Here is a 23,158-nt window from a genome sequence, read left to right on the forward strand (position 1 = left end):
TGAGGGCGTCGCCGTCCATAATCAATTGTTAGATAATACAAACCTTAATTAGTAAGTGTAGCGCATGCGCACACCAAAGGTTCTGGGGCGCGTGAAGAAGCGTGTGTTATCAAATTGGGTAATAATGGTTGCAGCAGTGCGAACCTCATCAAACAGATTGTTAGCGAACGCCTCAAATCTGAGTGCCCCATCGCCGTGGGTGTAACCCAAACCAGCGTCAACGGTCCAATAGGCGTCTACGCTGTCGTCTAAACGGCGGCGCGGGTTGTCAGGGTTTTGATAATCGATGCTGTTAAAAATAATGAGAAACTGCTCATCCCGCCAACCTGCAGATATAACGTAATCAATGGTGCCAGAACTGATATCAAACACCTGGCTTAAGCTTGCATTGAGTTGAAAGCGAGGAGTGCGTGGCAGTCGGTTGCCGTCAATAGACTGAAACACTGCTTCATCGGGTGCCACATCTGCTTGAAAGCGAGAGTCTTGAATATCTTGACTGTCTTCAATTTCTGCCTCAAGCCACAACGCTGTCCAATTAAGGTTAATATCGTAGGGAAGCTCAAACTTGCCATCAAACTGCATACCATAAATGGCTGAATCTGCGGCGTTAAAGCTAAACGATACCACCAGTGCGCCTGGCGTTGCGTCGAGAGGGTCTACTGGAGCGCCTGAGTTGAATTCAAGGGCCTGCTCTACAGAGAGTAGGTTAGTAAATACCTGATCGCGATAGTCGTTATAAAACGCTGAAAAATTAAACGTAGTAGGCACGTCGCCTAAATCAAACTCATTTTTTGAGCCAAACTCAAACAAAGTAACGCTTTCTTCTTGATAAGTTGGCGCTAGAGTAAGCCCAGTGGTTGGATCGCTAAACGTATCGTTAAAGCCGCCAGATTTGTGACCTGTGGCAATCAATCCATATACAAGCTGATCGTTATTTACGTCGTGCTCAATACGTATCCGCCAGTCGACAAAGTTATTGTCAATACGTCCGTCTTGAACGGTAATTGAGTTGTTTGGTGAAATGGGCACAGCAAAAGAGTGGGTGCCGTCTTGGTTACAAATCAGGTTGTCGGTAACGTCGCTATCTGAACACGCAGGGCGCACGTCTGCGCCGCCCGGAGTAATGCCGTTAGCAAAAATATCATCAAGGGTGTCTCGCTCACCAAACTGAGCAATACCGTCGAAGTAAAAGTTTAAAAATTCAGCATCAGATACCGCACCGTCACCATCTTGGTCAGGCTCATAAATAGAGCGTCCAAATCCTGCAAACGCAAATCCTTCAGTGCCAACGCGCGCTCCCATACAGCAACCAAACGGGTTGCCGGTATTGACATCAAACCCACCCAATGCAAACGCATACCGCGCGTTCACACCTTGTCGGGTTTTTGTATCTTCAGTGTAACGAAGGCCGAGGGTTAAGCGAGTTTCTGCGCTAAACTCATAGGTAGCATCACCGTAAACAGAAAATGAATCGGTATCCGTATTTGGTTGATTAAATTCAGCCCCTTGGAAAAAGCCGCCTCTATCGCCAGCCGATGCTAGAAACGTTTGCTGTCTCTCATTAAATAAGAAGATACCTGCGGTATAGGTTAAGCGACTGGTATCATCATCAGATAGCAGGCGGAGTTCGTGAATAATCGATTCTGAGTCGGTTAAGAACTGAAAGCGTGAAAAGTCATCAATTGCTTGGTCTAATGGGTCTAGTGCTTCAAATACGCCAGGGAAATCAGGCGACAGCGGTGTGGCGGCTTGATAGTCGTAAATTAAGTTTCGATAACTGCCGTTGTACTCAAGTAGGGCCTTACCCATATCCCACGTAACTTCAATTTTAAATCCATCGTGGATAGTGTCTTGAATTGGAGTGAAGCCTCTTCCGACGACATCTCGAGGGTCTTCAATGTCATCTGGGTCAATCCCTAAACCCAATGGCAGCGCAAAGTTAGTACCAGTATACCCAGTTCCCTGTTCCCGGGCGTAATCATAAGAAAGGTAAATACTTAAGTCATCCGTGGGCTCATACAGCGCTTGAAAACGCAGTCCAAGGTTATCTGCGGCCTCGGCAAGCTCAAGGTCTAAGGGGCCGACATCGTTATAATACGAGTCATGATCAACTTTAGTGCCTGCAATGCGAAAGGCTAAGTTATCGGTAGCAGGAATGTTAAGCGCACCTGTTATAGAACGCTGATTATAATTACCCACCTCCACTTCTGCACTTCCATTCCACTGATTCAAGGCCGGTCGCCAAGGAATGATGTTTACCGAGCCGGCGGTGGCGTTACGACCGCGCAGCGTGCCCTGCGGGCCAACGTTTACTTCTACTCTCGATATGTCAAAAAAGGCAGAACCAATACCTGAAGGACGAGGAATGTAGACACCGTCTAGGTGAGTTGCAGCGGCAGGGTCGCCAAGCTCGGTGTTGTTAGAACTGCCTATACCTCTAATCCACACCTCCACGTTACCTTGATTATTACCAATCTCAAGACCGGGGATAGACTCTGCGATATCAGTAATATCCTGAATGCCCTGGGCTTTTAAATCCTCTCCAGAAAACGCAAAGGCAGTGCCCGCTAAGTCTTGTAAGTCCTGTGTTCTGCGCTCTACAGTGACAATAATTCGCTCTACGTCAGCGTCATTTTTATCTTGTTCGCTTTCAGCTTCCTGTGCTGCTAACGAGGTGCAGGTCATTAAAGCAACCGCAGCAATCAAAAGCTGTTTGCTGGCGAAATGAACCTTTGTTGTGGCAGTACTCATGAACCCTTGCTCCGCGCTCGATACATTTTTATTGAAATATTCCATTTCGTATCTCCTCACTCAGCTCGGGAAAATTCTACGTTGTCATAGAAAATGCCGCTGGGGTTATAGTCGGTGGCTGAGTTTGAGAACCCAAACTGAAGTATTTGACCGTCTAAGCTGTCTTCTAGCGTTGCCTGTACAGTAAAGCGAGCCCATTCACTGCTGCTGACTGCGCTCAAATCCACTCGAATATCAACGGATGAAGCAAATCCATTGTTAGAGTCGAGTACGCGAATGTAGGCGTACGCTGTGGTGGGTGGGGCAATACCACCCTCAAAAGGAGCTTTGGCATCGAACGAAAACGAATATTCGCCGGCATCAGATGCAGAGAAGGTATGCTCCTGAAAACTTGCGGCCTCGATAGTGAGTCCGTTGCCATGGTCGGCGTTTTTGTAATCGCTGAACACATTCAGATACTGAGTACCTTGGCTCTCTGTGGCTTCGCCTGAGGCATAGCTGGTAAATCCGCCAGTGCTGTTTGGTGATGGGAATGGCCCATAGCTATAGGCAAAATTACCATCCGCCCCAAATACCGCGGCAAAACTTAACCAGTTATCACCAATTTCACCACCGCTTGGGTCGCCACTTTCAAAGTCGCTGGCGAAGTTTATTCCACCAACAGCCAGGTTGAAGTCTACATTATCAACGACAATTGCCGAGGGAGCAAAGCCAGTAGTGCGGTTTGTAAAACCAAACTCTAGCAACTGTCCAGCCATAGCCTCACCGTCAATATTGAAATCAACGCTGTAGGTTTGCCAATCAGAACTTGAGATTGTAGATAAATCGATTTCCACACGTGCTGTAGTAGCAAAACCGTTTGATGGGTCCAAGGTTTGTACATAAGCAGTCGCCACAGTGGGCTCGGCAATAGCACCTTCGCTAGGGGCTCTAGCATCGAAACTAAACGTGTATACACCGGTATCGTCTGCACTCAATGTGACTTGCTGAAAAGTCGCTGCCTCTATTAGCAGGCCATTACCATGGTCTTGGTTATTGTAGTCGTTAAAAATAACCAACTGTTGCGAGTTCTAAAGTACAGAAAATTTGATCCCAGAACTAAATACCAAGATTAAAGACTTAGCTTAAAGACTAGGCTGTCTGCTTTCACTTTTCTTTTTAAACCGCCTTCTACGTTTAAGCGCTCAAGCTGTAAAATTGAATAATTGCTAGCATATAAATCCGCAACCATCTCATCATTCACGCAAAAAGGAGGACCTGGCAGTTCACTCTGGTCATAGTCGAATGTGATAACTAATTGAGGGGCGTTATGAGTTATGTCTATAAGGTGGTTAGCGTACTTTCGACGCAGTTCATCGGGCAAAGCAACTAATGCTGCTCTATCATACACACCTGTTACTTTGCCAATGTCATCACGGCGCAGTGAAAAAATATCACCAACAAAAATGGTAAGGTTAGGGGCTGAATATACTCTACCTTTAGACGAAGACTTAACAGTGGGAGTAATGTCTAGATCGTCGAACAGCTGTGTAATAGCCACCTCGCTAAGCTCTGCACCAACAACCTGGCAGCCCTTTGACAGCAGCCATGCAATATCTTTAGTTTTCCCGCATAAGGGCACAAAGATTCGCTTTTGTGAGGCTTCATTGCTATTTGGGCCTAATAAAACACCACTATATTTCACCAGCAAGGCATTACCAGTGGGTTCATGAAACCCAATTTCATTATTGTGCCATTTGCTGTGCCAAAAGCTATGTTCCATATTGATACCCTAATTAAATACCTCAAATCTAGCGCTTTAAGTCTAATGCTCCGAGTCTAACAGCTTAAATCTAATATCGTTGAAAATAAAAGCACCTTTAAAAGCAGGTTAATAGCCGGCTTCTGTTCTATTTTTCTGCAGTGCTGTAAAACAACGTGATTGATTTACTCGTCGAGTGGAGTATTAAAGTCTTCAGACAGTTCAAAATCGCCTTCAACGTTTGCCACTTTATTATCTACAAACGTGATGATCATCTGACGCTGGAAGTCGTCGCCTCGGTCTTTCATACCACGCTTCATATCGTAGACGTAGTACCATGTGTCGTTATCAAAAGAGTCTTGAACAACAGGATTACCTAACACGTAGATAACTTGTTCTTTTGTCATATTAATACGCAGCTTTTCAACATCACGTTGATCTAGAAAATTGCCCTGCGGAACGTCAATCCTGAAAATCCAGTTAGAACAGGCTGTAGTAGTAAATGTAATGCAAAGAATAACTATAAGATGGTGCAACTTCATGCGTATATAAGTCCAGTATTGCCTTTGTTAGTGCCTAAAGGTTTCCTCGTAAGGAAGCCTCAGCTGTTTTAGTGCAAGCGCGAAGGCATGCTACATTGACAACTATGACCAATCAACTGCATTTTAGTTCGATGAAGCGCTTTTTAGCAGCTCTTTTGCGTTAGCAAGTGCCGACTTGGTTACTTTGTCGCCAGCTAACAGTCGGGCGAGTTCGTCAATTCGGTCTTGTTTAGTCAGCGGTATCATCTGTGTTTCTGTACTTTCGCCATCAGTAAGCTTGGTAACAAAAAGCTGGTTATGTGCTTGTGCCGCCACTTGAGGTAAGTGGGTAACACACATAACCTGAGACTGCTTTCCTAATTTTCTTAGCAGTGCACCTACGATTGAAGCAGTTGGTCCGCTAATACCGGTGTCCACTTCGTCAAAAATCATAGTGGGGGTAGCATGGCTATCGCTAGCAATAACCTGAATAGCTAAACCTATTCGAGAAAGCTCACCGCCTGATACCACTTTCTCCAATACGTCGGCATCTTGCCCAGGGTTCGTTGATACTTTAAAGGCAATCGAGTCTAACCCATTAACTGCGGGCTTTTTCAGCTCGTCATAAAGAATATCAATACACACTTTAGCGTGCGGCATATTCATTTGCTGAATTTGTGATTCAATGTCGTTTGCAAAACTTTCGGCCGCTTTCATTCGGCTTTCAGATAAACTGCTAGTTGCCACTAAATAATGTTGCCTTGCTGATTCAACATCGTGTTCGAGTGTGCCTAGTAAGCTTTCCTGCTCACCAAGTGCGGCAAATTCTTGCGACAATAACTGGTGATGTTGAGCAAGTTCTTCTGGCGTTACAGCGTGTTTACGAGCCAGCTCCATCGCTTTTGAATAGCGAGCTTCAACCTGCTGTAAACGCAGAGGGTCTATTTCCAATTGATCGCAGTAACCACGCAGTTCGCTTGCTGCCTCTTCAACTTGAATTGATGCGTCGTTAAGCAGGGCGATGATAGGCGTTAGGCTTGCATCGTGTGCTTCTAATTCGCCAAGCTTCTCAATACTGCTTTGAATAACGGTCAGTGCATTTCCTTCATCATTTTCATAGAGGTTATACACACTGGTTTGCGCTTGTTCTAATAAACTCTGACCATTGCTTAAGCGCTTGTGCTCAATTTCAAGTTCTTCAAATTCGCCATTCTCAATGGCAAACTCGTCGAGTTCTTGCACCTGATAGGTAAGTAACTGTAGACGATCTTCTCTTTGCTGAGCTTTCGAACGCAGTTCATTGAGAGTTTTTTGCTTGTCTCTCCACGAGCTATAAGCGTCTTTAACATCATTCATTAAATGAGAATGGTCTGCGTAACTATCAATAAGCTGGCGCTGATAATCTTCTTTCAATAGCTGTAGATGGGTGTTTTGACCATGAATGGAAAGCAGTGTTTGGCCGAGACCTTTTAGTTGCTGTAAAGATACTGGGGTGCCGTTAATGAAGGCTTTTGAGCGACCTTCTTTCGATATTACCCGGCGAATAAAACAGCTGGTTTCGTCTTCGTCAGAGGTCAATTCATGGTCGTCTAAAAACGCTTTTGCACTTGCATTATCAGCAAGTGAAAAGTGCGCTACTATTTCGGCTTTTGCTGAACCTTTTCTTACCGCATTTGCATCGGCCCTTTCACCAAGGCATAAGCTTAGTGCATCAATGGCAATTGATTTACCTGCCCCTGTCTCACCTGTAACCGCAGTGAGGCCATTTTCAAAGTGAACAGAAAGTTGTTTTACAACGGCAAAATTTGATATCGAAAGATTCGCTAACATAACCACACCCTAATAAAGTTGAACATGATGATATATACAGTACGTGTAAATATATACAGTATTTCTGAGATGTAAAGTCTAGTCGAATGTAATCTGTCGATTTGTGAGGTGTTGTTTGCCGGAAATCTTTATCTGACCCACTATTTACGGGCCCTAGACAGGCTTTACAGTATTCTTATACATGGCTTGCCTGTTGCGCTTTACTATTGTAACTGTTGTTACTCTTGCTTTTTGCACTTGCTTTTTTTTCAGTTAGTTATCTCGATGAGCATTTGCCTGGTGCAGCTTCATATTGTAGTCAGTTGACGCTAATTGACATTAAAATTAAGAAAAAAACGCATGAGAGTGAAATTCATCATGCGCTTTATTACACGTCACCTGTTACTTATACAGGTAAACCACAAAACTATAGGCCAAGGCTATTATCTAAAACCTCAGCCTACAACTTAAACCTAAAGACCGGCTTTAGGGTTTGGCCCATATTCATTATCATCATGGCTGTCTTGCGCTAAGAGAATAATCAAAATAATTGTGCCAATTATCGGAATTAGATTGAGTAGTTGCCACCAACCTGAGCGGCCAGTGTCATGTAAACGCCTTGCGCCTGCACTTAATGAGGGGATTAATAATGCAAGGGCGTAAATCATCGTTATAAATTCAGTGCCAAGGAAGTATCCAACGGCTGAACACACAACGTAAAAAATAATGTAGAACAGATAAAACATCCAGTATTCTGTGCGCCGCGCACGGCCTGTAAAATCAGCATAGTGTTTAAGTGCTTTTGTAAAATAGTCCATTAAATGGAACTCCTTCTTTTCTAATGATGTTTGGTTTTGGCAATCGGCGCTGAATTATCTCAGACTAGCCGTATAGCTCTATATGAGTATTGTTTTTAATTTTTGTTTTTTTGCACCATGTTTTTGACTGCAAATAATATTTCTAAGCAGAGGGTATTAAGCCTTGGGAGTGTTTTTTGATTTGCATATAAATCAGTTTTATATAAACAAAGCACACACTTTCCATTGTTCGCAAGATCTCTGCTTCAAAATTTACCCTACAACTTTTTTTGCCAGTGGTCACTGTAAAGTTAATGGCAATTCCACCTTGTGTAATTACTCGCATTACGTTCAAGGTCGGTAGAAATGAGTAAAAAAAGAAAATCGGTTGGGAAAAATATTAGAAAAGTAAAAGATAGGGAAAGGGAAATGATTAAGACAGGGAGAAATAGAAAACAAAAAAGGAAGGCCAAATTAACCTTCCTTTATCTTCCTACTGGTATCGTTTACCTGCAGGGCTATTGGTTGCCGGTAGAGCTATTGGGCTAGTTCGCCGCTGCCTGATTCTAAATGCGCTCTTACGAACCACTGGAACTGCTCTAACTCAGCGAGTTGCCCCGTGATCATATCTTCCGACACTGGGTCTAAGTCGTCTAAGCCTTCAATCGCGTCGCGGTGATCGCCATTTACGCCGTCATACACTGCATCTAGTGCTTTTAAATGGTCGGTCACTAAGCCTTTGCCTAATTCATAATCATTCCACGAACGACCCTCTACAATGGCTTTTGGTGTGCCTTTCGGTACGCCGCCTAGCGTGGCAATTCGTTCTGCAATGGTATCAGTCATTTCGCGCACTGCATCAACTTGTGGGTCTAGCATTTCGTGCACACCAATGAAGTTTGGACCTACTACATTCCAGTGAATGTGCTTCAGTGTAAGCTGCAGATCAAGTAGCGCCACCAAACGTTGCTCTAACGTTTTGATAGTACTTGCTGCAGTATCGTTATCCATACCTGGTGCAGTAAATTTAATATCGTTGTTACTCATAATAATAAACTCCTTATTATCGCTTCAGTAAATAGGTGTTGATAATACTTATCGATTCTTTTGCCCTTCAAAGGTTATGTTGAAACAACATAGATTATCGAACCAGTTGTTTACGATGTTGCAACCGGTATGCCGACTTGTACTAAAATTATAAGTTACTAATTTAATTGAATAAATTTGTAAAGGTTAATTTTTCTTTATTTTTCAATGTGATAGGTTTGTCTAAAAGGTGCGAAAAAGATGCTCGAAATATGAGTAGGCGTGTAAAAAATTCAGTATTCTCTATATGGTAAGGCGAACATTAAGTAGAAAAGCCGGCTAACTCGCCACAAAGTTCGCGAGGGTAGAGAAATTCGAAAAATTTATGACGACAGGGTAAATGAAGCCATATGTGCTTAGTCTATATGTATAGCATTCTAATGTATGGCGGCCACTCGTATGGTAGTAGGCGAGTGCCCTATATTAGTAAAGCTTACTGCCCCAGCCCAGCTTTTTACGCAATACGTTAAAGTAGCTATAGCCCTTAGGGTGGACTAAGTGAAGTTTATCGATGCTTTTGTTTATGCGAATTTCATCGCCAGGTAAAACAGGCAATACAATGTGGCTGTCGCAGCTTACTTGCAACGAGTCACTATTTACTTTTGACACTTTCATCGATACCTGGCTGTCGGCATCTACCACAATAGGTCTGCTACTTAGAGTATGCGGAAACATGGGGACTAAAGTTAGCGCATCCAGTTTTGGCATAATGATGGGCCCGCCTGCGGAGAGCGAATAAGCGGTTGAGCCCGTTGGCGTTGCTACAATCAGTCCATCACTGCGTTGGCTAAACACAAACTGTTCGTCTATATAAATTTCGAACTCCATCATGTGCGCCACTTTTCCATGGTGGAGTACGACTTCATTGACCGCTGAGCTATTACTTTTTAACTTCTCGTGACGGTAAACGCCCACTTCCAGTAAAAAGCGCTTTTCAACGAAACACTCGCCGTTAAAGATGTAGTCAAGTTGCTGAATGATATCGTCAGGATGAATGTCGGTGAGAAAACCTAGGTTACCTCTATTCACACCCACAACATGGATATCGAAACGGGCAAGCACGCGAGCGGCACCAAGCATGCTGCCATCTCCACCAACGACAACGGCTAGATCAGCTTCTTTACCGATAGCGACGAGGTCGCAGCTTCTAATGTTGTCGGTTTCAAGCTCTTGAGCAATACTTTCCTCTACCAATACCTCGCATCCTTTGGCGAGTAAATAATCGGCAAGTAAATTTAAGCTGTCGTGAGTGGCCTCGTGCTGAGGTTTTCCAATTAAAGCAACGGTTTGGTAGGGCATGGAACGCTAATGTCCTCTCATTTCCAATGATTTGGACATTAGCACAAGTGTTTTGTAAAAGGGAAGTTTTACCTTGCGGTCCAGCCACCATCTAGGGTTATTGCTTGGCCTGTGATGTTTTTGGCGCTGTTTGTCATTAAAAATGCGGCAGTTTCGGCTAGTTCTTGAACTTCAATAAACTGCTTCTTCGGCATGGGTTCAAGCATGATTTTTTTCACTACTTCATCCTCAGTCATATTGTTTTCCTTTGCTTGAGCCGCTATTTGTTGCTCAACTAAGGGGGTTTTTACATAGGCAGGACACAAGGTATTAATAGTAATATCATAGTCACCAGTCTCTAATGCTACGGTTTTAGCAAGTCCTAGCAAGCCATGCTTTGCAGCCACATAGGCTGACTTAAACGGCGAGGCTACAAGAGAGTGAATAGAGCCCACGTTAATAATACGCCCAAAGTTTTGTGTTTTCATGGCTGGTAATAGCGCTTGCGTGGTTAGCGCAGGGCCAACCAGCATTATATTAATTAGCTGCTGCCATTTTTCAGCAGGAAAATCTTCAAGGTTTGAAACGTGTTGGATACCAGCATTATTAATTAATACGTCAACGGTGAGCTTACCGAGTACTTCAGGTAAGGCAGCAATTTGCGCTGCGTCACACACATCTACCGCCACTGCGCTCGCGCTGCCATCATTAATGCTGCCAAACTTACTGGCCAGCACCGCTGCCGCCTCTTGCGCAGCACTTTCGTTAATATCTGCCACGATAACGTGGTGCCCCTGTTTTACAAACGTCTCTGCCATGCCCAAACCAATACCGCTGGCTCCCCCGGTGATAAATATCGTTCTCTTATTCATTATTATCGTCCTGCTTCATCGGCTCTATCTGCTGCTGTGTCTTAGTTCGCTGTGCGCTAGTTTGCTGTGCGATTGCCTGGTGTGGCGAAGGCTGTGTAACTTGAGACATCGCTCGAGGCTTTACTTGAGATACAGCTTTCGTTGTGGGCGAGGGTAACGTATTAAGAGAGAGTAAAAGCGCATTTACTGCTTTTATCTGATCGCCATCTCTGTTGGCGTAGTCCTTTGAAGCATATCCCCACCAGTCCCAGCAACCTTGTGGGTTAAGCGGCATAAAGAGGGATTTTTTTGTTTGCGGATACAGCACAATCATGTTGTTGTCATCGGCCCAGTCATTCAGCCCTGTTTGCGACGTATAGGCATCGTCCACAGCGTCAGCGTATTGGTTGCAGCCGTGAAAGCTGATGTGTGCCCGACAGCTTTCTCCGCTTGCGCAGCTTTGAGGTACGTAAACAAAGCCTTCGCTTGCCAGTGTTTTGGCATTGCTGCCTGCAATGTCCTGTTGATTAATGGTATGCAGCGAACCTGACAGTTCATCGTCTGGTGTCGTTAACCCTTCCACGAGATGATTAAGCATGTCGCCAGCCGCGTCATAATCACAGTTACCAATAAACGGGCTTTCTGATGTCATACAGTCTGTTCCGTTCGTTTTCGTTGGAAACAGGTGGGCGATAGACATATCGTTAACGTATTTTATGTTTTGAGTGTCTGTCCACATTGTGTATTGCTCGAATAAGGCATCGCTAACTTCACTGGCAATTCGCACGTCACGCTTGCCATGAAATAACCACACCTTGGCATCTTTCATATTGTCTAAGTCAGCAAGCTTTCCCGCCTTTGCATATTGTGCCGCTTGCTCATTTAAAACCGTTAAATCTGGCTGGGTGTCGGTCTTGTTGACACACTGGGCAAGTGCCGTTGTAATATCGCCCTTGGCACAAAAATACGGGCCGGCTGCCAATACCCCAACACCTTTAACCCAATCGCTGTGGGCCAGTTGAAACTGTGTGGCCATATATCCACCAGAAGACAACCCCGATACGGTGACGTCAGATAAGTCGAGAGATAGCTTGGGCATATCTTCTTGTTTTGTTTGCGCGTGTAAGGCAATAGAAAAGCAAAGGCTACTTGCCAAGGCTGCTTTGATAATAGTGTTGATAGTCATCATAAAAATCCTTTACTTATTTTCCAAAAACTGGCGAATAGCGGTTGCCTGTTTTGATATATTTGCCACGCCCTCTAGGTGTCCGAGTGACCCTTGAAGCTCGGTATATTCGCTGTTATTTCCCTGCTGCTTAAGCGTTTGATGTGCATGTTGAGCTAAATAGGGCATCAGTAATAAATCAGAATCGGCAGGCAGAAACAGCGTCTTTGCCTTGATGTTGTTTAGTCCCGCATCTAGGTTATCTTTATGTCCTGCGACAAAAAGCTGGCACGCTCTTACCAAGTAAAGCAGGTGATTGGCATCCATCTTTTTACCACGGGCGGCCGCCCGTGCTTTTAACCACTTTGTGATGGAATGTTGTTCGTTAATACTGGACAGGGGAGCTTGCTCTAGGTTTTTAAAGCCTAGCATATTACCTTGAGCGTTAAAAAACTCAGGGGTTAGGGCATTTTGCGTTATCAGCATTAGCGATGCGGTAAGTCCATCAGTTGGCCCTTCTTTTGGAGAATAGTTGCCCTTGTTCCATTTTTTATCGAGTCTTATAGGCGCAGCCCAATGCTCAAGAGCCGTCGTCGTCCAAGCGTCGCTTTCCCCTGCGCCTATTACCGACAGCATTCTAGGTACCCAACTTGGATAGGCACTTGCCCAATCAATGGCCTGCATGGCGCCCATCGACGGCCCTACCACCGCATGAAGCTTCTTAATGCCTAAGCTTTCTAATAAGGCTTTTTGCACATTAACGAAGTCGCGAATAGTCACTACCGGAAAGTCTAATCCGTAGGGTTTTCCTGTGGATGGGTTAATGGTGGCGGGCCCGGTGGTGACCACCTTTTCATCGTAAGCGTTTAAATTCACCAAGGTATCTGCGCTAATAACGAAAAAGCGGTTGGTATCAATGGCTTTGCCTGGGCCAATAATACTGTCCCAGTACCCTGCATTTTGATCGGTAGCACTGTATTTACCCGCCGCATGGGAAGTGCCAGAAAAGTAATGGGTAATTAAGATTGCATTGTCTTTTTGTGCATTAAGCTTACCGTAGGCTTCCCAGCCTACCTTTACATCGTTAATGGTTTTGCCACCAAAGGTAGTAAAACTGTCTATGTGAAAGGTGTGCTTATTCACCAACAAGGTATGTTGCTGTTGCTTATCGGTATTCACATCGCCGTTGGCCTGTAAAGCGGTGGTTGTCAGTGCAGAAAGTAACAGCAGCGACGCTATTAACTTAATTGTTAGCTTACTTGTTAGCTTATCTGCTAGCCTAGCTGCCAGCGCAGCTAACACGCCGGTGCCTTGGCTGCCGCCAGGCTCTCCATCAGAGCTGCCGCCAGACAAAATTCGAGTTATCGCAGGGCGAAAAAGTGAAGTTTTCCTAGTAGTGTACGTACTCGCCAGCACTAGTAAGTCGTTAAAACGCTGAATCATAGTAATATCTTTCCCTTTTATCACAGTATGCTAAACAGACCGATGGCCAGCGCTAACCCTAATACGGGCACAACGACAGTCAGCGCACCTACTGCCCAATAAGCTGCTTGGTGGGTTTCATGGCAAATTGCGCGAATCGTTGTGACGACATACCCGTTATGAGGCAGTGAATCGAGCGCGCCCGATGAAATAGACACAATCCGGTGCAACTGTTCTGGCTCTACACCTTGTTCCATATAGTGTGGACCTACCAAGGGAAGGGCGATGGCTTGGCCGCCCGAAGCGCTGCCTGTTAAACCAGCTATAACGCTGACTGCAATGGCTGCACCAATGAGCTCATTGCCAGGGATTTGAGTCATTAGGGCAACCGTTTGTTGAAAAGCGTCGGTATTTTTTGCAATTGAGCCAAAGCCCACAACCGCTGCGGTATTGCCAATGGCAATAAGCGCTCCGGTGGTGCCGGCGTTGATGGCAACAGGCAAGCTTTGAAAGTATTTAAAGTTTATGGCTAGTAAACAAAGCACGCCGCCGCCCAACGCTAGAATTAACGCTAACTGAGCCAATTCTTCGTGAAATAAAAACGAAATGGCAAGCACAACGAGCAGGGGCACAATACCGGTAAATGGGTGTGGAAGGTCCCTTTCCCGAATTTCAGGGTCGCTTTCCCTTGCCTCGAACACTTCACCTTGACTAACTGCTTTTCGAATCATTTTAGCGAGCCACCAATATCCGAATACCGCCATTAAAATAGCGACAATTAAACTGACTTCCCATGCAGCAAAAGGCGATGTACCCAAGTATTTAATTGGGATCCAGTTTTGGATTTCTGGTGAGCCCGCAGACGTCATGGTAAAGGTTACCGAGCCAAAGGCCATGGCGGCTGGAATAAATCGTCTCGGTAAATTGGCATCTTTAAATAAGCTTACCGCCATGGGATAGACGGAAAACGCCACCACAAATACACTCACGCCACCGTAGGTAAGTATGGCGCAGGCCATAACCACTGCTAGTACAGCTTGCTTGTAGCCAATTTTAGAAATTATCCATTGAGATACCGAATCTGCCGCACCGGTGTCTTCCATAAATTTGCCAAACAACGCCCCCAGCAAAAACATGAAAAACCACGACGCAATAAACCCTGAGAAACCGCTCATGTAGGTTTCTACAAAGTTTACATCGCCAGTAAATACCGCAATGTTATTGGTAAGCGCCACAATAAGCGCACACAGGGGGGCAGCGATAAACAGGTTCATTCCACGTATTGTTAACACAATAAGTAGCAATAGCCCGCCTACTAAGCCAATCATACTTAACATAGTTGTTTTCCTTTAAAAATCTGTGACCGCAGATATTCCAAAGCAGTTAAGTCGATTGTAGATCTACTAACCGACGTGCTTTCGTGCAAGCTTATTGTCAATAAATCTAACGTATTCAAATTACACGTAAAGTTTGACGTTACTTTTGCAAAAATCCCATAGTACGATGGTACTACATACTGTTAACAATTAATTAACTAGAGTAATTCGTGACCGTAGCAACTTATCCAGCAGTGAATAACACCTAGAACAAAAAAGGACTCACTATGTTACTAACAACACACACAAAGCGTCATGGCTGCACCCCAGTTTCTCATCACAAAGCCGCTCATCACAAGGCTTCTTGTCACAAAAGTGCTCGCCACAGTTTGTGCGCCATTGCGGTAGCCGCCAGTTTATGTGCATCTCCTGCTTGGGCACAACAGACCAATAGCCAAACAACCAACGCAGAACAAGTTGAAAATGAAAAAGGTAAATTAGAGCGTATAGAAGTGACCGCGCGACGCACCCTTGAGTCGCTGCAAGAAACGCCCGTTGCCATAACGTCGGTAGGCGCTGTTGAGCTTGGTGAAAAAGGCATTAGTGTACTTACTGAGCTACAGCAATTCTCGCCAAACACAACCTTGCAAACCAGTCGCGGAACTAACAATACATTAACCGCCTTTATTCGTGGTTTGGGCCAACAAGACCCCTTATGGGGCTATGAGCCCGGTGTAGGTATTTATGTTGACGATGTTTACATTGCGCGACCACAAGGCGCAGTGCTCGATTTGTTAAATGTTCAGCGCATTGAGGTATTACGTGGGCCCCAGGGTACACTTTATGGCAAAAATACCATTGGTGGTGCCGTTAAGTACGTAACAAAAGAAATGACTGGCGACACAGAAATGAATGTAGAGGCTACCGTAGGTAGCTATAATCAGCGTGATATCAGGTTAATTGGTCAAGTGCCTCTAGTTGAGGACACCGTGTACCTCGGTGTAGGTTACGCTAATCTCAATAGAGATGGCTTCGGCGAATACTTGTTAAGTGCATTGCCAAACCAAGACAAAGAAAACTATAACAAAGACTTATGGGCTGCAAGAGTCTCCCTAGAGGTACATGCTAGCGATGATTTATTCTTCCGTTTTGGCTGGGATAAGACCGAAGATACGTCTAACGCCCGCGGTGGATATCGCTTGATTCCAAGCTTGTTGACCGACGCACCTGTTCCAGATTCAAAATTTGACTCTTATACCAGCTTGCCAACATCAAACAGAGTTGAATTAGAGGGCTACAGCTGGCTGGCCCGTTACAATGTTAATGACAATCTAGAGCTTAAATATATTGGCTCTTACCGCGAGAGTTATTCACCAACGAATATCGACTTTGATAATACGCCTCTGCCCATTTTTGATGTACCGGCAGAGTATGATGACAGCAACACCACCCATGAATTGCAGGCAAACTACTTTGGCGATAATTTTGACGTGGTGTCGGGGCTCTATTTTTACGATGGTGATAGCTGTGGTAATTTCGATGCCATCTTAGGTGTACTTGGACAGTCATTAGGTGCTCCGGGTCTCACCCGTGAGGTGACCGGCTGTAACAACTCGGAAAGTTATGCAGCCTACGCACAGCTTAATTACAACATCACAGAGCAACTCTCTCTTTCCCTTGGTGCACGTTACACCGACGAAGAAAAATCTGCGTTCGTGAATAACGGCCTTATTTTTGACAATGTATATCCGTCTACGGGTTGGATTGAAGGCTATGTTCGCCCAGAAGGACAGTTAGTACCTCAGGTATTGGGCACCGATACTGACGGAGATGGAGTGCTGGATGCTCCTGCAGTTCAAAGCTGGTCACGCTTTACACCTCGTGTAGGGCTAGAGTATCAATTCGACCCCAGCATGATGTTTTTCGCCAGTTATTCTCAAGGCTTTAAGTCAGGCACCTTTAACCCTCGTGCAACAATAAATGAGCCGGGGGTAAATCCAGAAGTGGTAGACAGTTTTGAATTGGGTATGAAAAGCGACTTAAGCGATACCTTACGATTAAACGTAACGCTCTTTTCTTACGAACATAGCGATAGACAGTATATTGGTGTGGAGGGCGATTTATCTGACCCCACCGCGCTGGATCAACGCCTAAGAAACGCGGCAGAAACAGCTGCAACGGGTGCCGAGTTAGAAATGACCTGGATTGCCTCAGAGAACCTCCAGTTTGATGTGGCATATGGGTACATCGACTTTGAAATTAAGGAGAATAATGCGATACCACCTCTTATTGGTTCAGCAAGCACGCCAGAAAATACCTTTAATTTCAACGCTAATTATTTCCTGGAAACCAGTTTTGGTGACATAACATTTAACGCTAACTATTACTTCAGAGATGATTACTTACTGTTTGAGGCAAGCGACCTCATTCAACAAGATGCGTATGGCATGGTTAACCTCAGTGCCCGTTGGGAAAGCATAGAGGGAGACTGGTACGGCGGTATTCACGTGAAAAACCTCACCGACGAAGAGTACCTGACCGGCGGCTACGACTTTGTTACCCGCGATGAAGATGGTAACTTTGGACCAGGGCTTGGGGGCGATACAACCTTAATTGGTTACTACGGCGACCCTAGAACTGTTCATCTAACTGTTGGCTATCGCTTCTAATAGCCTGCTAACTAAAGACGTTAAAGGCCCGCTTTTTCAGCGGGCTTTTTATTAGCTATCTAAAACAGTTTTTATAATTTAAGATTTACGAGCTCTTTGGACTAAGGAAATCTTCAGTTAAGTAAGAGTAGGTAAAAGAAAGATGCCCAATGTCGTGTTAGTATTCTGTTTACACTAAAATAACAAATTGACAGCCAAAAATACGAAAGCCGGGTGGCAGAAATCAATGGTTAAACTGAATGACGCAAATCAACGGCAGAGATCAATGGTTAAAACGGATGACAGATACAAATGTTAGATACAAACGGTAGCGACGAATGAATAGCGCAGTAACGGTAAAATTGCTCATAGCGGATGATCATCCGCTATTTCGTGCTGCAATGTGCCATGCGCTACAAAACAGCGAGGGCGCAGTGCTACTTGAAGCGTCTACGTTTCCAGAAACAAAGGCGCTGTTATCTCAAGATACCAGCATCGACATCGTGTTTTTAGATTTGGGAATGCCAGGCAGTGAGGGATTGAACGGATTGTCTGAGATTAGAGCTGAGTATCCAGATGTGCTTGTGGTTATTGTAACAGCGCAAGATGCGCCAGGTATTGTGCAGCGAGCACTCGCGTTGGGTGCCAGTGGATTTATTCCAAAATCAGCGTCTGTGGATTGTATTATAGATGCGGTAGATACAGTATTAGACGGCGAAACTTGGTTGCCAGAGCATATCAGTGCCACTACCAATGCTAGCAGCACCCTGGATGACTTCAGCACGCGATTGAGCCTACTTACACCTCATCAATTAAAAGTGCTTAAAATGGTCGCCGATGGTTTGCTTAACAAGCAAATTGCCTACGAGTTAGCGATTTCAGAGTCAACGGTCAAGCAGCATGTTTCTGCAGTGCTTAAAAAGCTAGGGGTTATCAATAGAACCAAGGCTGGCATAGCATTTAAAAATGCCATGCGAACCGACGGATAATGTTGGCCAACATGCACCAATTGGCACCCGTTTATTTACTGCCAAGGGCCTTTTTCAAATAAGCGTTAAACGCTGGCGCAGCGGCCCGTTTATCTGTTTCAATTTGTTGTACTTCCGGCATTTCTTTTAATCTGGTCATGAGTGCTTTGCTGCCAGGAGCATGTTCATATAAATCTACATCAAAAAGCTTGTTAGCCACGGAAGCTGCAAGGTCCATAGAATAAAGCAGCATAATGTCGGCCGCAGTTAACGTGTCACCGGCAATATAAGGAGAAAATTCAGCGGCGCGGGCAAGCGCTTGGGCACCGTTAAACAATGCACGCTTCACTTCTTTTTTAGTGATGTCATCAACGGGTACGCCCCAAAATGCCTCTGTGTGACAACGCCTTGCAGGTAATTCAATGTATAACTCGATGAGTTTAACTAACTCTTTCACCTTGGCCTTTGCGAAGGGCTCGGTTGGATAAAGTGGTGCTTGAGGCGAGATTTCATCAAGATACTCAAGGATGACATTGGTTTCTACCAGTACGCCTTGGTCTGTTTGCAATGCGGGCACTTTGCCCGTTGGACTGATTGCTAAATATTCTGGCGTTTGATTTGGATACGTCATGACGGCTTCATAATCTATCCCTTTCAGCGCCATCGCCAGTTTAATCATGTTGTAGTAATTACTAACATCAAATCCGTACAATTTAAGCATAGTGAACCTTTAACACAGTTATAAATACATTTATGTAATATAAGATTGCTTTATGTGAAAGAGTGCAACACATCTGTAGTGATAGTTGATTATAACGACGACAGCTAGTCCTAAAACATCTCTACCTCTAGTTCATCAAGTACCATTGCGCCTTTTTCGTTTTCGGTAAAATAGAGTTCATATTTGAGATTATCGACATAGATTTCCCAATAATCGCCAAGTGCAAAAATGTTTTCTTCACCGAATAACGCTGTCACATTTTCTTCATTCATACCAGCTTGTAGAGGTCCGAAGGTCCATTTTCCCTTAGGTGCTGAATGTTTAAAAAACGAGTCTCTTACTATTATTTTTCTCAGTGTATTATTGGAATACACCATAGCCAGGCTTTTGTCATAAATATGCAGTGTCTTGTCTTGATAACCACGCGCTGCAAGTATGGGAGTAAAGGAAAATTGATCAATAGTAATGGGCTCTAGCGTTTGAGATGCTTCGGTGAGGTCGCTGTGTGTTTTTTCGTAGATACTCGGCTTCGAATTCGTTATTTCAGGAGCTATATCAGAATCAGATTTAAAATCACTGCCATCAAGATACCCATAAGCAAAGCCTTTTGCGACGTAGCGCTTGTTCTCATTATCTATCACAAGTGTTAATCCGATATCGATAAACAAGCCATTCTCTGCGGCTAGTCGATAGGTATATTCATCTTTTAATTTGCCATCGAGTTTGGCATCAAAGGATTTTACATCGTCCCCTCTGCCAATGGATCCGTTCACTTGCCATGCAAGAAATGGTCTGTCATCAAACTCAAAATAATTAATCAAACCAGCAGAGAGCCACGTGTTATCACTCTGTATGCTTTTTACTTTGTTGTTTTGCACCACAATCCATAGGTTTCGCCCATAGGCGTATAAGGTGTCAGTGTCATTGAGAATTAACTCGGCGGTAGGAGTGCCTAATGTTTCAAGCAGCATAGATAAATCATCTTCTACCTTTACCCCAAATACACCGTTATCGAAGGAAATTACTTGGTTTTTAAGCTCTGGGTTTTGTACTTCCTTTTTTCCACCTAATGCATAGTCGGCAAAATCAAAGGTCATGTCTCGTCCCTTGACAACGGTGCTGTACTTGTAGGACATACTTACCTTGGTAGTACCAAGCAAACGATTTCTCTTTACGTCAATTTTTGCTAACGCTTTGGCGTTACAGCTGCTGATTAGCGTGGCACTCACAATAGTAGTGTCAAAAGCAGTGGTGTCTGAATTAGTAGGGTCGGAATTAGTAGGGTCGGAATTAGTAGGGTCGGAATTAGTAGGGTCGGAATTAGTAGGGTCGGAACTAGAAGTGCCGGTCTTTTCAGCCGATGTTTTTTCAAAAGAGCGCGTTTTGTTTGCAGTCTTTTCATACCCATTACGGTTATCAGAGAGCTGTTCGCTGGATACGAGTACAATTTGACTGGCACCAAGCTCTTTTGCATCAAGAAGTGCAGCTTGCTTTAATAAGGATAGTGTATCGCGGTTGCTATCTGGAGCAGCTTGTTCGCTTGAGACGTTTGAGGAATTTGAGTCTTTTCGTACATCGTTATCATTATGTGATAGCCGTGAGGCTGCATCCTGTAATGTAATTTCTTTCAATACGTCATAATTACAGTCAGGGTAGTTGTGAACAATTGATAAAGCTTCTGACTGCGCTTCTGCAAAAGCATTAAATGAATATATATATGCTATATAAAGTGCACTTATTGAAAGTTGTATTATCGTTTTCATACGCCTCATGCCTTATCGGCTCGTTCTTATTGTTATCGTTCTTAATATTATCGTTATTCTTACGGTCGCTGTTCTAAATGTCACGCTTTCAAGCGCCTTCAAGTTTAACGCCTTCAAGTTTAACGCCTTCAAGTTTAACGCTTTCAAAGATTGGCGCTGAGTCGTTAGTATACATTTATACGTTTTTGCGGGTGTTTTACGGCTGAAAGTAAGCGTTCATATCGTTTTCTAATTCCGTAAGGCGCTTTTTGTAGTTACTTCGATAGTCGTCGTCAGACAATACCCGAGTTAAATCATTTTCTACGTTCAGAATTCGTTTTCGCAGTGCATAAAAGAGTTCGCCTTCAGCGCCTCGCATAAAGACTTCGATATTTTTCAGGTCCTTAAGACAGCAATCGTCAAGTGAGGTATTGAATTTTTTGCCCATGTACTCAATCATCGAATTGCTCTTTACCGAAGCGCCGCTTACAGGTGCTAACGGCATATCGTGCACGCTATTTTGAAATTTAAGCGTCTTATCAAACGCTGAGCGCAATAACAATATGGACGATTTAGCAGCTTGTTTCTCAAACTGTTTTAACCTCAATTCAAGTGCTTGCGCATCAGAAGAGGTAATACCGACAATTTTAGCCTCAATGAACACAGATGCTGCACTATCGAGTTTTTCTTTTGCATAGATGAGCGTGTTAATGTCAGATAAAAACTGACCTGTCAGTTTTTCATCAAGTAGAGCTCTCGTTTCCGCAATACGTTCTGCATGAAGCGCCATTGCTGCGTTATATCGTCTTTCAGACTCACTTAATTCATTATTGTCACTGCATGCTGCTATCAAGGTTGTTAGCAGTACAAAGAGTATTGAGTGCAGTGAAGCGGAGAAAAACAGTCGCAACGGCAAATCCTTTTTTATGTGTAGTATTGCCTTTAGAGTAATCGGTATGGGTATCAGTGTCGATAATATTGGATTTGGTAGCAATAACCAATAAAGCGACTGTGGACGCGCTAGTTGACAGGCGTGACAGTCGTTAGCTGGCCGTGCCTACTTTAGCTGGCATTCAACTACTCTAGCTTGCGGGCGCAGGTGGCGAGTAGAGTGGTTAAAGTCGATAAGCAGTAAGGCCTGGCAATTCAATCGAGGGCAAACCAATTGAAGATCAACACGCCCTAACTAAAGATAAACCAATCGAGTACTTTTGTAGTGTGAGAATTAAACCACACTGGTTATAAATACGTAGCACTTAATACTCAATAATATGAAGTGTATACCGTGTTATCAAATATTATTAAGCGATTATCGAGTGGGTTAAATAGACAGTTCTCTGCCTCTCAGCAAAACAACAACCATATCAGCAATCTTAAAAATGACGCTGTTTCTATATGGCAAGATACCGGCCAGGTGTATTACTTAGAAAATACGCTAAAACTTACCTATACCTCTAATAGCGGTGTGATGACGTTAGAAAAGCTCTCTCTCAACGAGCTACCTGATGTTATAAGGGCGTTAGACGCAATGCCCGCGGGCTCACCACTTGCCAGAGCAACCGTCGCACAGCAAGATGATGCTTATGTAGTGAGTGTATGTGGTGTTACATGGCAAAAAAGCCATGACAGCGTTCGTATTAAAGCGCTGCCAGAAGCGGCAATGCTGCGCAGCAAAACACATTGCTTTACTAAATCTCAGGCGGTATTCAAACATGCGTTTTTACTTGAGCATGACGACCTGCTCACGCCGTCTGTCGGAGGCAAGAAAGAGGGAGTGTATACCTACAATCGAATATCTATAGAAGACTTTACCCAGCAGTTAGCAAGAGCTAACGAGCGCATTGCTCCACCTATGCGTAAATCAATACCTGTGCACAGTGATAATTTTAAAACCGCGTTCACCGAACACGAGCAAACAGTTATCGATGTATTCATTGGCGAAAAAAGAAGTGACGGCGATGACGCTATAGATCTTAAGATTGTAGATAAGTCATAACGCTTTTAAAGCAATGGTAACCGAATGGCGGCTCTTTATTGGTGACAGGGAAAGTAGCGTTCTTATCCTAATTGCGGATACCTACCGTAATACTTTTACAATATGATCACATATATAGAACGTTTATTGTGGGTAAAGAGTAATGACATCGTGTGTGCCGAGACAAATCAGCGGTGAAGACCATGGGCACTTAAGACGTATCGCAATTGTCGTTTGTATCCTTTTTTCGTTTCTAACGGTTAGCCATCTCTTACTCCTTACTGAAACGTTTAAGTGGCCCCTTATCGCTTGTTCATCGATTGTTGCGGCTATAAGTTTGGTATTAAGCCGCACCGCTACAGCAATA

General features: G+C 44.2%; 19 protein-coding genes. 4 read left to right on the forward strand and 15 right to left on the reverse strand.

Annotated elements, in window-relative coordinates:
- Window positions 1–48 precede the first annotated feature (48 nt).
- From V7R39_RS03835 to V7R39_RS03860, 6 genes are all read right to left on the reverse strand, one after another.
- On the reverse strand, window positions 49–2,796 hold the full coding sequence (locus V7R39_RS03835) for a TonB-dependent receptor (protein ID WP_334028362.1): 2,748 nt from the start codon (window positions 2,794–2,796) through the stop codon (window positions 49–51).
- Window positions 2,797–2,807: 11 nt separating this feature from the next.
- Window positions 2,808–3,809 carry a hypothetical protein gene (locus tag V7R39_RS03840; RefSeq protein ID WP_334028364.1) on the reverse strand — a complete coding sequence of 334 codons (1,002 nt, stop codon included), beginning with the start codon at window positions 3,807–3,809 and terminating at the stop codon, window positions 2,808–2,810.
- A 53-nt stretch (window positions 3,810–3,862) separates the two neighbouring features.
- Window positions 3,863–4,513 carry a thiopurine S-methyltransferase gene (gene tmpT, locus V7R39_RS03845; protein ID WP_334028365.1) on the reverse strand — a complete coding sequence of 217 codons (651 nt, stop codon included), beginning with the start codon at window positions 4,511–4,513 and terminating at the stop codon, window positions 3,863–3,865.
- 164 nt (window positions 4,514–4,677) lie between these two features.
- On the reverse strand, window positions 4,678–5,034 hold the full coding sequence (locus V7R39_RS03850; protein ID WP_163105617.1) for an outer membrane protein assembly factor BamE: 357 nt from the start codon (window positions 5,032–5,034) through the stop codon (window positions 4,678–4,680).
- A 123-nt stretch (window positions 5,035–5,157) separates the two neighbouring features.
- On the reverse strand, window positions 5,158–6,843 hold the full coding sequence (gene recN, locus V7R39_RS03855; RefSeq protein WP_334028368.1) for a DNA repair protein RecN: 1,686 nt from the start codon (window positions 6,841–6,843) through the stop codon (window positions 5,158–5,160).
- 452 nt (window positions 6,844–7,295) lie between these two features.
- Complete coding sequence (locus V7R39_RS03860) at window positions 7,296–7,640, reverse strand: DUF805 domain-containing protein (protein ID WP_334028370.1); 345 nt, start codon at window positions 7,638–7,640, stop codon at window positions 7,296–7,298.
- A gap of 345 nt (window positions 7,641–7,985) precedes the next feature.
- Here V7R39_RS03860 and V7R39_RS03865 point away from each other — a divergent pair, with 345 nt between their 5' ends.
- The gene (locus tag V7R39_RS03865; protein WP_334028372.1) at window positions 7,986–8,168 is read left to right on the forward strand and encodes a hypothetical protein; all 183 of its coding nucleotides are present in this window, start codon (window positions 7,986–7,988) and stop codon (window positions 8,166–8,168) included.
- Here V7R39_RS03865 and dps read toward each other — a convergent pair.
- From dps to V7R39_RS03895, 6 genes are all read right to left on the reverse strand, one after another.
- The gene (gene dps, locus V7R39_RS03870; protein ID WP_334028374.1) at window positions 8,157–8,666 is read right to left on the reverse strand and encodes a DNA starvation/stationary phase protection protein Dps; all 510 of its coding nucleotides are present in this window, start codon (window positions 8,664–8,666) and stop codon (window positions 8,157–8,159) included. The genes V7R39_RS03865 and dps overlap by 12 nt on opposite strands.
- Before the next feature lie 462 nt (window positions 8,667–9,128).
- Entirely contained in the window at window positions 9,129–10,004 is an 876-nt protein-coding gene (gene nadK / locus V7R39_RS03875; protein WP_334028376.1) for an NAD(+) kinase, read from the reverse strand.
- Between the two features lie 68 nt (window positions 10,005–10,072).
- A complete protein-coding gene (locus V7R39_RS03880) occupies window positions 10,073–10,855 on the reverse strand; it encodes a 3-hydroxybutyrate dehydrogenase (RefSeq protein ID WP_334028379.1) in 783 nt (260 codons plus the stop codon).
- Window positions 10,848–12,023 (reverse strand): extracellular catalytic domain type 2 short-chain-length polyhydroxyalkanoate depolymerase, encoded by a 1,176-nt coding sequence (locus V7R39_RS03885; protein WP_334028381.1) that lies wholly within the window; start codon window positions 12,021–12,023, stop codon window positions 10,848–10,850. Before V7R39_RS03885 ends, V7R39_RS03880 begins: the two co-directional genes overlap by 8 nt.
- Before the next feature lie 9 nt (window positions 12,024–12,032).
- Window positions 12,033–13,442, reverse strand: a complete 1,410-nt coding sequence (locus V7R39_RS03890; RefSeq protein ID WP_334028383.1) for an E22 family MetX-like putative esterase — start codon at window positions 13,440–13,442, stop codon at window positions 12,033–12,035.
- Between the two features lie 20 nt (window positions 13,443–13,462).
- Window positions 13,463–14,758, reverse strand: a complete 1,296-nt coding sequence (locus V7R39_RS03895; protein ID WP_334028385.1) for a GntP family permease — start codon at window positions 14,756–14,758, stop codon at window positions 13,463–13,465.
- A 266-nt stretch (window positions 14,759–15,024) separates the two neighbouring features.
- On the opposite strand from V7R39_RS03895, the gene V7R39_RS03900 reads away from it, so the two are divergent.
- Complete coding sequence (locus V7R39_RS03900) at window positions 15,025–17,406, forward strand: TonB-dependent receptor (RefSeq protein WP_334028387.1); 2,382 nt, start codon at window positions 15,025–15,027, stop codon at window positions 17,404–17,406.
- Window positions 17,407–17,723: 317 nt separating this feature from the next.
- On the forward strand, window positions 17,724–18,374 hold the full coding sequence (locus V7R39_RS03905) for a response regulator transcription factor (RefSeq protein WP_334028389.1): 651 nt from the start codon (window positions 17,724–17,726) through the stop codon (window positions 18,372–18,374).
- Between the two features lie 31 nt (window positions 18,375–18,405).
- On the opposite strand, the gene V7R39_RS03910 is transcribed toward V7R39_RS03905, so the two are convergent.
- The 3 genes from V7R39_RS03910 to V7R39_RS03920 all read right to left on the reverse strand — a co-directional run bounded on the left by V7R39_RS03910 (window position 18,406) and on the right by V7R39_RS03920 (window position 21,726).
- Window positions 18,406–19,074, reverse strand: a complete 669-nt coding sequence (locus V7R39_RS03910; protein WP_334028391.1) for a glutathione S-transferase family protein — start codon at window positions 19,072–19,074, stop codon at window positions 18,406–18,408.
- A 110-nt stretch (window positions 19,075–19,184) separates the two neighbouring features.
- On the reverse strand, window positions 19,185–20,837 hold the full coding sequence (locus V7R39_RS03915) for a hypothetical protein (RefSeq protein ID WP_334028392.1): 1,653 nt from the start codon (window positions 20,835–20,837) through the stop codon (window positions 19,185–19,187).
- A gap of 196 nt (window positions 20,838–21,033) precedes the next feature.
- Window positions 21,034–21,726, reverse strand: a complete 693-nt coding sequence (locus tag V7R39_RS03920) for a hypothetical protein (protein WP_334028394.1) — start codon at window positions 21,724–21,726, stop codon at window positions 21,034–21,036.
- A gap of 375 nt (window positions 21,727–22,101) precedes the next feature.
- Between V7R39_RS03920 and V7R39_RS03925 the strand changes: the two genes are divergently transcribed.
- The gene (locus V7R39_RS03925; RefSeq protein WP_334028396.1) at window positions 22,102–22,812 is read left to right on the forward strand and encodes a hypothetical protein; all 711 of its coding nucleotides are present in this window, start codon (window positions 22,102–22,104) and stop codon (window positions 22,810–22,812) included.
- Window positions 22,813–23,158: the final 346 nt, after the last annotated feature.

The organism is Alteromonas sp. P256 (assembly GCF_036864455.1).
Classification (GTDB): Bacteria; Pseudomonadota; Gammaproteobacteria; order Enterobacterales; family Alteromonadaceae; genus Alteromonas.

Coding starts and splice junctions, on each gene's coding strand:
- nadK (WP_334028376.1), bottom strand. CDS start 10,004: ATGCCCTACCAAACCGTTGCTTTAATTGGAAAACCTCAGCACGAGGCC.
- V7R39_RS03905 (WP_334028389.1), top strand. CDS start 17,724: ATGAATAGCGCAGTAACGGTAAAATTGCTCATAGCGGATGATCATCCG.
- dps (WP_334028374.1), bottom strand. CDS start 8,666: ATGAGTAACAACGATATTAAATTTACTGCACCAGGTATGGATAACGAT.
- V7R39_RS03880 (WP_334028379.1), bottom strand. CDS start 10,855: ATGAATAAGAGAACGATATTTATCACCGGGGGAGCCAGCGGTATTGGT.
- V7R39_RS03850 (WP_163105617.1), bottom strand. CDS start 5,034: ATGAAGTTGCACCATCTTATAGTTATTCTTTGCATTACATTTACTACT.
- V7R39_RS03900 (WP_334028387.1), top strand. CDS start 15,025: ATGTTACTAACAACACACACAAAGCGTCATGGCTGCACCCCAGTTTCT.
- tmpT (WP_334028365.1), bottom strand. CDS start 4,513: ATGGAACATAGCTTTTGGCACAGCAAATGGCACAATAATGAAATTGGG.
- V7R39_RS03890 (WP_334028383.1), bottom strand. CDS start 13,442: ATGATTCAGCGTTTTAACGACTTACTAGTGCTGGCGAGTACGTACACT.
- V7R39_RS03835 (WP_334028362.1), bottom strand. CDS start 2,796: ATGGAATATTTCAATAAAAATGTATCGAGCGCGGAGCAAGGGTTCATG.
- V7R39_RS03895 (WP_334028385.1), bottom strand. CDS start 14,758: ATGTTAAGTATGATTGGCTTAGTAGGCGGGCTATTGCTACTTATTGTG.
- V7R39_RS03860 (WP_334028370.1), bottom strand. CDS start 7,640: ATGGACTATTTTACAAAAGCACTTAAACACTATGCTGATTTTACAGGC.
- recN (WP_334028368.1), bottom strand. CDS start 6,843: ATGTTAGCGAATCTTTCGATATCAAATTTTGCCGTTGTAAAACAACTT.
- V7R39_RS03865 (WP_334028372.1), top strand. CDS start 7,986: ATGAGTAAAAAAAGAAAATCGGTTGGGAAAAATATTAGAAAAGTAAAA.
- V7R39_RS03885 (WP_334028381.1), bottom strand. CDS start 12,023: ATGATGACTATCAACACTATTATCAAAGCAGCCTTGGCAAGTAGCCTT.
- V7R39_RS03915 (WP_334028392.1), bottom strand. CDS start 20,837: ATGAAAACGATAATACAACTTTCAATAAGTGCACTTTATATAGCATAT.
- V7R39_RS03910 (WP_334028391.1), bottom strand. CDS start 19,074: ATGCTTAAATTGTACGGATTTGATGTTAGTAATTACTACAACATGATT.